The 13758-nt window shown below is 57.3% G+C and carries 13 protein-coding genes; 9 read left to right on the forward strand and 4 right to left on the reverse strand.

Going from position 1 to position 13758, the window contains the following annotated elements; translation table 11 throughout:
- Window positions 1-121: 121 nt before the first annotated feature.
- Window positions 122-1141 carry a LacI family DNA-binding transcriptional regulator gene (locus tag ACIPSK_RS08155; RefSeq protein WP_162115865.1) on the reverse strand — a complete coding sequence of 340 codons (1020 nt, stop codon included), beginning with the start codon at window positions 1139-1141 and terminating at the stop codon, window positions 122-124.
- A gap of 170 nt (window positions 1142-1311) precedes the next feature.
- On the opposite strand from ACIPSK_RS08155, the gene ACIPSK_RS08160 reads away from it, so the two are divergent.
- The 7 genes from ACIPSK_RS08160 to ACIPSK_RS08190 all read left to right on the forward strand — a co-directional run bounded on the left by ACIPSK_RS08160 (window position 1312) and on the right by ACIPSK_RS08190 (window position 9123).
- Entirely contained in the window at window positions 1312-2571 is a 1260-nt protein-coding gene (locus ACIPSK_RS08160; RefSeq protein WP_446532841.1) for an ABC transporter substrate-binding protein, read from the forward strand.
- 63 nt (window positions 2572-2634) lie between these two features.
- Window positions 2635-3516, forward strand: a complete 882-nt coding sequence (locus ACIPSK_RS08165) for a carbohydrate ABC transporter permease (RefSeq protein ID WP_446532842.1) — start codon at window positions 2635-2637, stop codon at window positions 3514-3516.
- Window positions 3509-4345, forward strand: coding sequence for a carbohydrate ABC transporter permease (locus tag ACIPSK_RS08170; protein WP_162115868.1), 837 nt, complete (start codon window positions 3509-3511; stop codon window positions 4343-4345). Before ACIPSK_RS08165 ends, ACIPSK_RS08170 begins: the two co-directional genes overlap by 8 nt.
- A 13-nt stretch (window positions 4346-4358) precedes the next feature.
- A complete protein-coding gene (locus tag ACIPSK_RS08175) occupies window positions 4359-5501 on the forward strand; it encodes an ABC transporter ATP-binding protein (protein WP_446532843.1) in 1143 nt (380 codons plus the stop codon).
- A gap of 137 nt (window positions 5502-5638) precedes the next feature.
- Complete coding sequence (locus ACIPSK_RS08180) at window positions 5639-7012, forward strand: NosD domain-containing protein (protein WP_446532844.1); 1374 nt, start codon at window positions 5639-5641, stop codon at window positions 7010-7012.
- Window positions 7013-7068: 56 nt separating this feature from the next.
- Entirely contained in the window at window positions 7069-8778 is a 1710-nt protein-coding gene (locus ACIPSK_RS08185; protein WP_446532845.1) for a GH32 C-terminal domain-containing protein, read from the forward strand.
- Between the two features lie 162 nt (window positions 8779-8940).
- A complete protein-coding gene (locus tag ACIPSK_RS08190) occupies window positions 8941-9123 on the forward strand; it encodes a hypothetical protein (protein WP_246725894.1) in 183 nt (60 codons plus the stop codon).
- Window positions 9124-9188: 65 nt separating this feature from the next.
- Here ACIPSK_RS08190 and ACIPSK_RS08195 read toward each other — a convergent pair whose 3' ends face one another.
- Window positions 9189-9404 carry a hypothetical protein gene (locus ACIPSK_RS08195; protein ID WP_446532846.1) on the reverse strand — a complete coding sequence of 72 codons (216 nt, stop codon included), beginning with the start codon at window positions 9402-9404 and terminating at the stop codon, window positions 9189-9191.
- Window positions 9401-9727, reverse strand: coding sequence for a hypothetical protein (locus tag ACIPSK_RS08200; protein WP_446532847.1), 327 nt, complete (start codon window positions 9725-9727; stop codon window positions 9401-9403). The genes ACIPSK_RS08195 and ACIPSK_RS08200 overlap by 4 nt, the downstream gene beginning before the upstream one ends.
- 143 nt (window positions 9728-9870) lie before the next feature.
- On the opposite strand from ACIPSK_RS08200, the gene ACIPSK_RS08205 reads away from it, so the two are divergent.
- Complete coding sequence (locus tag ACIPSK_RS08205) at window positions 9871-11010, forward strand: ROK family transcriptional regulator (RefSeq protein ID WP_170259429.1); 1140 nt, start codon at window positions 9871-9873, stop codon at window positions 11008-11010.
- Between the two features lie 8 nt (window positions 11011-11018).
- Here ACIPSK_RS08205 and ACIPSK_RS08210 read toward each other — a convergent pair whose 3' ends face one another.
- Entirely contained in the window at window positions 11019-12065 is a 1047-nt protein-coding gene (locus ACIPSK_RS08210; protein ID WP_026154527.1) for a Gfo/Idh/MocA family protein, read from the reverse strand.
- Window positions 12066-12432: 367 nt separating this feature from the next.
- Between ACIPSK_RS08210 and ACIPSK_RS08215 the strand changes: the two genes are divergently transcribed.
- Window positions 12433-13731, forward strand: a complete 1299-nt coding sequence (locus tag ACIPSK_RS08215) for an extracellular solute-binding protein (RefSeq protein WP_017967749.1) — start codon at window positions 12433-12435, stop codon at window positions 13729-13731.
- The last annotated feature ends 27 nt before the right edge of the window (window positions 13732-13758 follow it).

The raw sequence follows: 13758 nt of genomic DNA on the forward strand, positions 1-13758 counted from the left end.
TTTGATTTGGCGTCAAGCCCAGAAGAAGTGAACCGCTCCGGGTTTACCGGATGTCACCGTCACGCCATGTTCTTACGAAAGCTTGCTTGCTCGACCAGACACTCTCGCGCATGAGGTCAGATTACAAGGAGGACGCCGAAAGTCGCTCCACCAAATTGCAGGACATAACTCGACTGCTCGGGCAAACTTCGCTTCCCGCCACCACGCTATTCAACAATTCAGCCCCTTGCAGACCAAGACCGTAATATGGCAAGGCGGCAGTGGTCAGCTCCGGCCTCAGCGCCAGGGAAACTGTCCGGAAATCGTCAAAACCGACAATACTGACATCCTCGGGAATCCGAAGACCCAAGGCCATCGCCGCGATATAGATTTGGATCGCCATTTCGTCGTTGCCGCTCATGATTGCGGTCGGTCGATCCTTTTGTTGAAGCATCTCGGTGGCGGCAGCAAAAACGTAGTTCTTCTCTGCTCCGACGGGTCCTTCCATTCCAAGGCGGATCGTGAGGTCACTGTCCGCAAGGCCAAAGTCTCCAGCGGTCTTGCGGAAAGCATCGAGGCGCAGTTCCGCACCAAGCAAAATCGGATTGAGCCGGATGTAGCCGATCTTTCGATGACCCCGCTCAAGCAGATAGCGGGTCAGATCTCGCGCACCCTGATAGTCATCGGGTTCGATCGACGGCAACAATTCGCTCGTTTTTGGTCGGCAGTTGATCATGACTGTGGGGATAGCGACGTCGCCGACTTCGGGGTCAACGATGCGATGGTACATCGTTACATAGAGAACACCGTCAATGCGGTGCGATTGGAACATTTTCCAAATTTTAATTTCCTGTTCGGACGCGCCGCCGGTATTTGCCATCAGAATGGTCTTGCCGTTAGCATTAGCCCAATCCTGGATCCCGCGAACGATATCCACTGAATAAGGCGTCGTCGACACGTAGTCAGCGATGATACCAAATGTGTTGGAGCGACTTGAGCGTATCTGGCGCGCCGCCATATTCGGCACATATCCGAGGTCTCGAATTGCCCTTTCGACCCTCTCCCTTGTTTCCTCGGTCACATAGGGTTCGCCGTTAATGACGCGAGACACAGTTTTGTTGGAAACCCCCGCCACTTTCGCGACGCTGACTATGCTCACCATGGACGCCAATCTCCTTGTCGGGATTCGTTTTAATCCAGACAAATGACAACGTCGACATATTTTTATGACAACGTCGTCATTTCATATTGACAACGTCGTCATACGAGGACTACCTTCGCATCAAGAAGGAGGGCTCAGTGCAAGTGCAGCGAGCCAAATGGGAGGAATCAATGAAGAAATTGCTTGGTGCCAGCGCACTCGCGCTTGTTTTCATGGCCGCCACCGCCAATGCCGAAACCATCAATATCTTGGTCGAAGGCGGTGGCGAAATGTTGCAGAAGGCGGTCGCCGAGAAGTTTACTGCCGAAACAGGCATCAAGGTGAACTTCACGACCGTTCCCTATCAGGGTGTATTCGACAAGTTCTCAGCCGAAATCGCCTCAGGTTCTTCCGCGTTCGATGTCGTGACGATCGACGTCGTGTGGAATGCGAAATTCGCGAGCCACGTCGAGGATCTTTCGGCTCTTTTCACCGATGCGGTTCGCGCGGATCTGCCGCCTTCCTTGCTTGCCGACGCGAAGGTCGGTGAAAAGTTGATCGGCATGCCTGCCTGGGCCAATGCAGAGATCGTGTTTTATCGCAAGGACCTGTTTGATAAGGCGGAGGAAAAGGAGGCTTTTCAGGCCAAGTATGGCTATCCTCTCGCGCCGCCCAAAACCTGGCAGCAGTGGCGCGACATCGCGAAATTCTTCACGCGTGACACTGACGGCGATGGAAAGACCGACTTCTGGGGCACCGACACCATCGGCACGTTTTCAGAGGAATGGATGGCACATGTGCTGCAGGCGGGTTCGCCAGGGGTGATCCTCGACAAGGACGGGCAGGTCATTATCGACAACGAGGCGCACAAAAAGGCACTTGAATTCTACATCGCGCCACACTGCATTGATCATTCCGTTCCTGAAAACGTGAATGAAATCGGCTGGGGCGAGGCGCAGAACCTGTTCTACCAGGGCAAAACAGCCATGATGAAGTTCTGGGCGCACGCCTACAAGATGACGCCTCCGGATTCAAAGGTCAGCGGCCAGGTCGGCGTGGTGCCGATGCTGGCCGGCGACGCCGGGATCGCAGCTGTTCCCGGGCCTTGGTACAACGTCGTTCCCTCGACATCCGAGCACAAGGACGCCGCAAAAAAATTCATCTCGTTTGCCATTGCCAATAATGCATTGGGCATCGAAGCTCCGCTCGGCCTTGCCGCGACGAATTCCGCCTATCGCAGCTATTCAGGCAAGGCCGGCTACGAGCACTTTCCCCCACTTCTTGAGACGCTGAGCGCGCCTGCCACCCAGGGCCGGCCGATCAATGAAAAATATCAGGAAATCGTCGACGAAGCCGTGCTGCCCGCTATCCAGAAGGCACTCACCTGCAAGGCGGATACCGGGGAGGTTCTGACGGAAGCCAAGGAAACGATCGAGGACATTCTCAACTAGCCTCGTACATTCCTCCACATCGTGGGGCAGAATATGCCCCGCCCTTAGCTTTCGGAGACGGACATGTCGGGTGAAGACCGATTTGTACTTTGCATGCTCGCGCCTGCAGTTGCCATCCTCGGCGTGCTGGTCGCTTACCCGGTGGGGCTCCTGGTCTTCGATTCCTTTTTCAAGGTCGATACGATCACGCCCCATATGCGCGAATGGGTCGGGCTGCAGAACTATGTCGACGCGTTGACGTCGAAACGTGTCATCGAAAGCGCTGTGCGGACCGTTCAGTATTCGCTCTTCGCGCTGTTCTTCGAGTTCACGTTCGGCTTCTGTGCGGCGCTGCTTTTTTCGGCGCTTGCCGGTCAATCGCGGTGGCATCGCACGATCTTCGCTCTGCCGCTGATGGTTCCGCCCATCGTCGCAGGTCTACTCTGGCGATTTCTGCTCGTCGGCAATATCGGCATCCTGAACTACGGGCTCGTCCGTTTGGGACTGATTAGCGATCCGGAAGCGATCGCATGGTTGTCCAGCGAAGATATCGTCATTTATTCTGTTTCCTTTGCCGACATCTGGCTGACGACTTCCTTTGTCGCCCTTGTGTCCTATGCCGGGCTGACGAACATCCCAAAAGACCTGCTGGAGGCAGCGCGGATCGACGGGGCGAATACGCTCAAGCGCTTTTGGCATGTCACCCTTCCCCTTATGCGGCCAGTGATTGCCGTCGTGGTGATCGTGCGGGGCGTGGATGCTGCAAAGACATTCGACCTGATCTGGATACAGACGCAGGGTGGTCCCAGTCACGCTTCTGAAGTGTTCTCGATGAACATCTACCAGCGCATGGTTCGGTTCGGCGATCTCGGCGAGGCTTCCGCGTCCGGAACATTGTTTCTCATCGTCATGATGCTCTTGGCGGCAGTCGCCTATTGGAAGATATGGAGGCCGGTACATGCGTAGAGCTCCCCGTCTCAATCTCAGCGGAATCCTGATCAACGCGGCAGCCCTCGTGTTGGTGCTATCCTACGCGCTGCCTTACATCTATCTCCTCATGACCTCCATCAAGCCGGCGGCGGATGTCCAGCAGATCCCGCCAAGCTTCTTTCCCGCCGTTGTCTCGTTCGAGAATTTCCGCGAAGTGCTGCGATCCTCCACCTTGCCGAGAGCCTTCGTCAATTCCCTCACCGTCGCGGTGCTGACGACGGCTCTCTCGCTTTCGGTGGCCGTGCCTGCCGCTTACGTTGCCACGCAGTACCGGCGCCGGATCACGACCATTTTCCTGCTCTTCGCCCTGGTGACGCGCATGGTGCCGTCGGTGGCGCTCGGAGTGCCGCTGTTCCAGCTTTTGAAGTCGCTGGGTCTGCTCGATACCATTCCAGGCCTGGTGCTCGCTCACACGTCGGCCGCGGTACCACTGGCACTGTTGCTCATGTCCGCATTCTTCGAGGGCATACCGAAGGAGCTCGAAGAAGCGGCGCGCATGGATGGCTGCACACGATTCCAGGCGTTTCGAAAGATCGTGCTTCCGGTCATGACAGGCGGGATAGCGGTCACCGCGCTCTTTACCTTCATCACAAGCTGGAACGAGTTCCTCTACGCGCTGCTGCTGACGTCGGAGGCGACCAAAACGGCGCCGATCGTCATCGCTGAATACAATTCGGTATATGGGCTTGCCTGGGGGGCGATGACCGCCGCAGCCGTCCTCTACTCGCTGCCGGTCATCATCGTAACGCTCGCATTGCAAAAACAGATCGTCGGCGGCCTGACTTTCGGCGCTGTAAAGGGATAAGGGAGGCAAAGGCATGGCCGGCATAGAGTTGCGCAATATCAACAAGGTCTACGGAAACAGGTTTCACGCTCTGCACGATCTGAGCTTCGACATCAGGGATGGTGAGTTCATGGTGTTTGTCGGTCCGTCAGGATGCGGAAAGTCGACGGCGCTCAGGATGATCGCTGGCCTGGAGAGCATTACGAGCGGTGAACTCAGGATCGGTGACAGACTAATCAACGATGTCGATCCCAAGGATCGCGACATCGCCATGGTCTTTCAGTCCTATGCGCTCTACCCGCACAAGACGGTGCGGGAGAACATTGGCTTTCCCTTGCTGATGGCAGGCCTGCCGAAGACCGAGGTTGCCAGCCGCGTAGACGAAGCCGCCCGCATCCTCGAACTGACGACTTTGCTCGACCGCAGGCCGGCACTCCTTTCAGGAGGTCAGCGTCAGCGCGTCGCCATGGGACGGGCGATTGTCCGCAAACCAGCAGCCTTCCTGATGGATGAACCGTTGTCGAACCTCGATGCCAAGCTGCGCGTGCAGATGCGCGCCGAGATCGCCAGCCTCCAGAGGAAACTGAATGTCACGACGATTTACGTGACCCACGACCAGGTAGAGGCGATGACGATGGGTGACCGCGTCGCAGTCATGAAAGGCGGCGTGCTGCAGCAAGTCGACACACCGCAAAACCTCTACAATCGTCCTGACAATGTCTTTGTCGCCGCCTTCATCGGATCGCCCTCAATGAATTTGTACGAGGCCGTTCTGAATGGGAGAACGCTGACCCTGGGCAGCAACAATTTGGAAATCCCCGACCGGGTATTCGAAGACCGCCCCTCGCTCAACGGTGCGTCCAACCGCCGGGTCATTGTCGGTATCCGGCCCGAGCATATGAACGACGCCGCAATCCGGCCCTCTTCGGCCGAGATCTCGGCCCCGGTTACTCTTGTCGAGGCGCTAGGTTCTGAATCCATGGTGCATCTGAATATCGACGCCAGCCGGGTGGATGCCGGCGACCCGGACGCCGTCGCCGACATCGGCAACGAAAAGGCTGCTGTAGCCCGGTTTTCTCCGAAGAGCACAGTCCGCGCAGGTGACATCGCGCGCATCGCTATCGATGCCGACGAACTCCATTTTTTTGAACCGGACATCCGCACCAGCATCTGGTGATGGTGCGCAGGATCTCCAAACTCGCACAAGAGAGCCGGTTGAACGCATTTTCCCAGGCGGCTTGGGCACGACAAGCCAATCAAGAACATCGGTCTACTCTCGCTGCAGAGTAGGAAATGGCCGAGGAGACATGAACCATGGCAAGTGACAACTTTTACGACGTTGCACAATATCCCGTAGGCAACCCCTACGAGGATATTGGCGCGGTCATCAATAGCATCATTGCGGATATTAGAAGCAGGCAAGCGGTGCCCGATCAGAATGACGGCGGAAAGCCTGGAGCCGTGATCTATATTCCGCCAGGCGATTATCGTCTTGTCACCCAGGTGGTGATAGACGTGAGCTATCTTAAGATTGTCGGCTCGGGACATGGTTTTACGTCGTCGAGCATCCGTTTCAATACACCCGCAGACGAGCTGGCACAGTGGCGCGAAGTGTGGCCGGGCGGAAGTCGCATATGTGTGGACATATCTCCGGACGCCGCCGACGGCGGGGCTGCCGGAGCCGCGTTTTATGTCAAGCGCACCGGCAATCCTCGCATAAGCTCTGTGGAGTTTGCTGATTTTTGCATCGATGGCCTGCACTTCATGGACGACGGTTCAGGGCAGAATGATGCGGAAAATACCTACAGGAATGGCAAAACGGGAATCTATGTGGGCAGCGCCAATGACTCATTCCGAATAACGGGGATGGGCCTTATCTATCTGGAACATGGCGTGACTGTTCATGACGCGGACGCGCTGGCGATAGACAATAATTTCATTGCAGAGTGCGGCAACTGTATCGAATTGAAAGGTATGGGTCAGGCCTCGAGGATAGCGAATAATTTTGTCGGAGCCGGATATAGAGGACATTCCGTCTACGCCGAAAATTACGGCGGCATCCTGGTCTCTTCAAACAACGTCTTCCCCCGAGGCGCGAGCAGCGTCTATTTTTCCGGCGTGGTGCGTTCCTCGATCACAGGAAACAGATTCCATTCCTTCTATCCCGGAATGCTGGTTTTTGCTGCGAACTGCTGCGAAAACCTGGTGTCCTCAAATCACTTCTTGCGAGATCGCGAGCCGTGGGCGCCGATGCAGAAGTACGATAACGGCCTGGATGACCTGTTCGGACTCTTGCACATTGATGGCAGCAACAATTCCGTCATCGCCAACCACATTTCAGAGACGATCGATACTCAATATATCAAGCCTCTCGCCGCAAAGCCTGTGATCATCAATGTCGTTGCCGGCAGCGGCAACTACATCGCCAACAATCACATCGTGGCCACAACCGAAATGTCGCAAATCAACGATGCACCAAACAGCGCCTGTTTTTCCACGCAAGTGGGCGCATTGCTTTCGACGGACAATTTGAAGGCGCTCGAGGTAACGGCAGTAGTGGTGCAACGGGGTTCGGTGCGGAATACCGTTCTGGATTCAGGCAGTGTCGAACAGGTCGAGATGGACGGAACGGTGAATGCTTTCAGGGGCACTCCAGTTCCTGGGCAATCGTCGGCAGAGTTTCACTAGACCGGGCATATCCAGGTCGTCGGTCGAAAATCCAGTGATTATTCGGAGTTGTGTTGATGGCGAACCAAATGGACCGGGAAGATGACCCGTTGACGCAGCAAAACCTGTTCCTACCCTCCGGATACCGCTTGGAACTTTGGGCCGCGGGCGAAGGCTTTTTTCGTATCGACATTGACGGGAAAACGGTTTGGCAGGTTCGGTCATTTGCCATCGATCCGGAGTTTTTCAAATATCACCACAGGGAAGCTTGCGAGGTCACCATTGTCACCAATGCCCCGGACGCTGTTCTGTGGGCCTATGGATATCAGCCTCAAACCGTGAACGAGACCGGCATAACGGTGTTTGAATTCTCGCAAAAAGGGATCCTTCAGCACACCGGCGCGGAAATTGAAGATTGGCTTCGGTCCGATCCGGATCGTCCTGTGCTTCATTTCTCGCCAATCCGGCATTGGATGAACGACCCGGTCGGTCTCTGCAAGATCGACGAGCTATGGCACCTTTTTTATCAATTCCATCCCGGCGGCAGTGATTGGGGACCGATGCACTGGGGACATGCGACCAGCCGCGATCTGGTCAATTGGCTTCATATGCCGGTATTTCTGCATCCGGAACAGAACCTGTGGCGTCTCGGCGCTACAGGAGGCGCATTCTCCGGCAATGCTTTTCGGGATCGAGATGGAAGTTTGATGTTCTTTTACACCGAGCGCCTGCCCGCCTATGACCTTTTCAAGGGCTATCGGGAAATTCAGAAAATAGCGCGCCCAGATCGGCGGATGATCAAGGCGGAAGGCATTGTGACGGTGTTGGAAGAGCGCCCCGACGGGGTCGAGCACGATTTCCGCGATCCAAAGGTTTGGTGGGACGACGCAGCCAACGCCTATCGCATGATACTCGGCGCATCGATTGAAGGCGATCCCGCGGTGTTGTTGTTCGGCTCCGGCGATGGCCTCGATTGGCAATATCTCAGGCCGCTCTACCGTGCGCCGGTTAAATTCCGCCAGGAGGGCGCGCGTGCGGTGGAATGCCCGGATTTCTTTCGGCTGGAGGAAAAGTGGGTTCTGGTGATGGGTTTTGTTGGCCATGTCGAGCCACGAACACGGCGCCACAATCTCCTTTATGCCCTGATCGGCGAGTTTATTGACGACTGCTTCGTGCCCGACAACCCGGAACTGCAATTGCTGGATTTCGGCACCGATTATTACGCGATGCAGAGTTTCGAAGCGGGAGGGCGCCAGATCGCCTTTGCCTGGCTGTTCAACTGGGAATACCGCAAGCTTGAGGGTTCGTCCTATTCAGGGGAGCTGTCCCTGCCCCGTGTTCTGAGATTGAGCGAAGATAGGAAGAGGCTGCGCATGCTGCCGGCGATCGAAGTCGACGTTCACTTTGCCGCTGACCCTATCGTCGAGGAACAAAGCGGCAAATTCTCGCTACCGATGGCGCCCATTGAAATCCGCCTTTCCGGCGCCCTGGAAGGTAGCAAGGTCGTTGCGACGCAGGGCGGCGAACTTGCATTCGAGGTGGGCGTCGCAGGCGGTATCCTCTCGATCCGGCTCGCCCAGGACGACGGCTCGATCCGTTACGTGGCGGAGCTTGGCGACGGAAAGGAGCTTCGTCTGTTTCATGACCGTGGAATCGTCGAGATCTTCGCCGATGACGGAACTGTCTGTGGAACCCGTCGCGGCTACGCGAACATCAACCCAGATTATCTGGAAATCTCATCGTCTGCTTCAACGCGGGTGCTGGAAAGATATGCGAAACGCCGCTGAGCTGCCGCGAGATGAGTTATTGAATGAAACGCTCGTCACTGGTTCATGCTCGTCGAGCGCTTCAAACTGGCGTATGGATCATAGACTGATCACTGGGTCGGCCCTATGTGACCGAGAATTGCAGTGATATCGCAAATTTCAGGCAGCGCTGGGGAGGGTGGGATGCTTCAAGTCCGCAAATTATTGACAGCCGCGACAGCCGTCATCGTGGTTGCCTTATCGTCCTGCACGACGAGCTCGAATGACTCGATGCAAACCGGCTCGGTTGGATATACCGGCGCCGACTATTCGCTCAGGCCTGCCTGCCGCGATGGATTCGGCAACGATCATCCTTGCAGCTATTAGAGGCAATGGCTGCTCGACGAGCGACATCAGCGGATGAGCCGTCGGAAGCAAATATTCATTCCGCTTCAGCTTTGTCGTGAACGTTCAAAGTAGCGATTCACGATGTCCTTGACTTCGCTTGAACTGAATCCCGGAACCCATCTGTGCGGTATCGCGACGGTCCTTTCAAGAGGCTGACGCTTGCGCAACTGTTCAAGTATCTCCGGATCGGCATCTTTGCGCACAGTCAGGTAGATAAATCCCGCCTGCCCGGCTTGAGGGATATCAACGCGTTCGATCATTGACCAAGGAGCTTCGGCAGCTTTTGACCAGTGATACCGTCGGGTCCGACCACCATTGTGGGCTTTCTGAAGTCCACCTGCCGAGCCTTTACCGCAACATAAACGATGACGACGAGGAGCAGGATCGCGAACAGGCCCTCTCCGACACCGCTCGTAGCTCTGCTCATTTCGATCTGCCCAAGGGCGATAAGTGAGAGGTAAACGAAAAGGAGCGCCATGACGCCAAGGAACATGAAGAGGTATCTAACGATCCCTCGCAGTACGATAATTGGCTGGGTGGCGTTTGGGTCGCGGTGAGCGGCGGTAGAAGGTTCATCAGTCATCGGTTGAATTCAACTCTCCACGGAAGTAATTCCGCACACCTTATGTAGAGCCGCGGCCCTTCGTTACGAGCATCTACTGGAAAATCGTTACGAACACCTGCAAGCGTGATACACAACCGAATAGTGCTCTAGGAAAGACGGTCATGCGGTATCTTCGGTCAGGGCCGCGTCGGCTTCACACCCAGGAGATGGGCGGTCCGCGCGCCAAAACGGTGGGTCTGAGGTCGGGCGAGATCGCCGACCGGAATATTCGCGTCATTCTGGAGGCGATCCGCCGCCATGGCCCGTTGACGCGAATGGAGCTCGGCCGGCATTGCGGCCTGACCGGGCCTGGCATCACCAATATTCTGCGGCGGTTGGCTGACGAAAAGCTTGTCACCTCCAACCGCCGCAATGGCGTTGGCGGAGGGGCCACTGCTACCGAATTCGCGCTTCGACCGGAAGGTGCTTTCTCGATCGGCGTCAAACTTCGCCAAAGGCGTGGCGAGGCCGTGCTCATCGATCTGAGTGGCCAGGTGCACGACCGGGTCTACTTCGGCCTGGACCTCGCTGATAGAGTCGGCCTGCTGCATGCGGCGGTCAGGGATATGGTCGATCGCCACGCCGCACTGCCGATCATCGGGCTCGGCATCGCCGCCAACGACTGGACAGACGATCAAAGCGAGCAGATCGCCGCGATCTCGACGATCGCGCGTCCCTATGTCGAGAACGAGTGCACGGCGAGCCTTCTCGCGGAGCGCACGATCGGCAGCTCCGGCAGGGAAGGCGGACTGGCGATGATCATCATCGACGACGACGTTCAGGCCGGCTTTCTCATTCGCGGTATTCCCTATTCCGGCGTGCATGGCCGGGCAGGCAGCATCGGCGAAATGCTGACAGGTCCAGACAATGTCCAGCTGAACACCGTGGTCGGTTTCGAGTCGCTGCGATCACGGATCGGCGACCAGGCATTCACCCGCCTACTGCAAGGGGAGGAATTCTCCTCGCTGTCACTGTCGCAATGGATACGGGAAGCCGCCGGCCACCTGCTCGACCCGATCATCGCCATGGCCGGTTTTCTCGCCCCGAGCGTTGTCATGATCGGCAGCGACCTGCCGCAGAGCGTGATCGAAGCGCTGATCCATCAGCTTTCGATCGAGCGGCGCGACACCTCGACGAGACCATTGCTGACCCCCTGGATTTCGCCGATGAAACCCGCGAGCTTCAGCGGCGGCGGCGTTGCGCTCGGTGCAGCTCTCCTGCCCTTCCTCAACACTTTGCTGCTGCCGCCGGCTTCGGCCTGATGGCCGGGTCAGGCGAGCGCTTCATCGGCGTGGCTGAGATCGGAGGCCAGCGCCTTGTCCAGGACTTTCTGGATATTGGCCGCCCGCCGGAACGAGGGTTCCTGGGTCCTGCCCGCCCGCACGGCCTGGACGAAACGCTGATAGTTCGTCTCGACCGGATCGAAGGGGACGTCGCGCCAGGTCGCCGTGTGCACGTCTTCTCCACGACAGGCGCGTAGCGTCGATTTTCCGGTATCGTAGATCATCTCGATCGAGCCGGTTTCGCCATAGACCCTGAGGCGCAGCTGATCCATCTGTCCGGCCGCCGTCCGCGTCGCCTGGATCGTCCCAATTGCGCCATTGGCGAAATCGACATTCATCGTGAAACTGTCGTTGGCGTCGAGATCATATTCGCCGATCCTATGGTCCGGTGCCTTGTCGAAGGTCTTCAGCCGGGCGAAGACATGGGCGATGTCGAGCCCTGAACCATAGGATGCGAAATCGACGATGTGGATGCCGATGTCGCCGAGCGCGCCATTCGATCCATGTTTTTTGCTCAGCCGCCAAAGCCATTTGCTCTCGCTCTTCCAGTCGCCCCAGTGGCGACCGACCAGCCAGCTTTGAAGGTGAGACGCCTCGACGTGCCTGATCTCGCCGATTTCGCCGGCGAGCACCATCTGCCGGCCCTTCTGAAGGGCGGGCGAGTTGCGGTAAGTGAAATTGACCATGCCGACCTTGCCCGATCGCTCGATGGCCTCGGTCATCTCCATGGCCTTGATGGCATCGGTGGCGAGCGGCTTTTCGCAGAAGACGTGCTTGCCGGCTGCAATCGCCTGCAGCGTCGTCGGGTGATGAATGCGGTCCGGCGTGACGTTCGCCACTGCGTCGAACTCGCCCCAGGCGAGAGCATCCTCGAGGGTCATGAAATGATTGGCGATGCCATGTTCGGTGCAAAAGGCAGCGAGCCTTTCCGGGACGACATCGACGCCGCCGACGACACTGACGCCTTCTATCGCCTTGAAGTTGGCAGCATGCTGGTTGGCCATTCCGCCGGTACCAAGAATGAGTAAACGCATCTTATCCTCCATGGAATTAACTTCCGCCGCGGCTCCGCCGGGCAAAACCACACTCACGCCATCGCATCCATCCGCGATTGCCTCGTGCTTTTCTTCAGGAAAATTGCGGTGGATGCGCCGCGCGTCCCACGGGACGCTCCATCACCTTCACGACGCAGATCCTTTTCCGAAAATCGATCTCGATTTTCCGGAACGCTGCGCTAGCTGCTGTTGATTGTCGCCAGCATCTCAACCTCCCAGGTTCTGGCTCCCACGCTGTGGCTTGACATCAAATCAAAGTAACTTAATCTAATTAATGCAGCACGGAAATGAGGAGAGGTCAACTGACCGCCAGGCTGTATCCGTTCAAATGGGGAGGAGACCCATCATGAAGAGCGCCACCGTCAGCGCATTTGCGCTGAGCACTATGTTATTTTCAGCATCCGTTTCATTTGCCCAGGAACTTGCCACGAAAGACAGGATCGGCCTTGCCGATGCGCCAAAATCCCTCGTCGTCCGTCTGACGAACGACAGTCCCAACAATCCGGATCCGGCGATCGCCGAGGGCTATCAGAAGCTCTTCGTCGATTTCATCAAGAAGCATCCGGACTGGAAATTGCAGATGCAATTCATGTCCTCGGACATCGGCACCGAACAGGCCAAGATGCTGGAGCAGGCCAAGGCCGGCAACGCGCCTGACTGCGCTGCCGTCGACTCCTTCGTCCTCTCGCAGTTCATGGTCAATCATGTGCTTGCGGACTTCACGCCGTATTTTTCGAAGGAGGAAGTGGACGACCTGTTCCCCTTCATCCGCAGCGGCATCACCGATAAGGACCAGACCGTCCGCGCCTGGTGGTGGGATACGGACCTTCGTGTGCTCTACCGCAACAAGTCGATCGTTGCCGATGCGCCGCAGACATGGGACGACCTGAAAAAGGCCGCGCTCGCCTCCACCAAGGAAGGCATGGAAGGCGTTCTCTTCAACGGCGGGCGCTGGGAAGGGACGACGTTCGACTGGCTGGCGAATTATTGGGCGCTGGGCGGCAAGCTCGTCGACGACTCGGGCAAGCCAGTCTTCGGCGAAGGCGAGAACAAGGAGAAATTCCTGAAGGCGCTGAATTATTTCAAAGATCTCGTCGATTCCGGTGCCGCGCCCAAGCGCGTCAGCACGATCGCGAACTACGACGATATGAATGCTGCGGCCGCAGCGGCGACGACGGCGCTCTTCATCGGCGGCAACTGGCAATATGCGCAGCTGAAGGCCACGCTCGACGAGGACGAGTTCAACAAATGGACCTTCTCGCCGATTCCCGGCCCCAGCGCCGATCAGCGTTCGACCGGCACCGGCGGCTGGACGATCGCCTCCTTCAGCAAGGACAAGGACAAGGTCGAGATGTGCGCCAACCTCGCACGCGAGGTCTATATGGGGCCGGCAAACGCGCTGCAGCAGCAGTTGCCGACCAGGAAATCGCTGTTCGACAAATATGAGGTCTTCTCCACCGAAGCCAACAAGACCTTCGCCAAGGCTCTGGTCGACGGACAGGCGCGCCCGGGCGTGCCGATCTATCCTGAAATCTCCAACCAGATCCAGATCATGATGGGCGACGTTCTCTCAGGGACGAAAAAGCCGGAAGACGCCTTGAATGCCGCCTTCAACGCAGCATTGGAGGCCTACAAGCGTCTGTGATGCCACGGCTAAATCGCGACCTGCCCC

It is taken from the genome of Rhizobium sp. LARHSG275, from assembly GCF_052871115.1.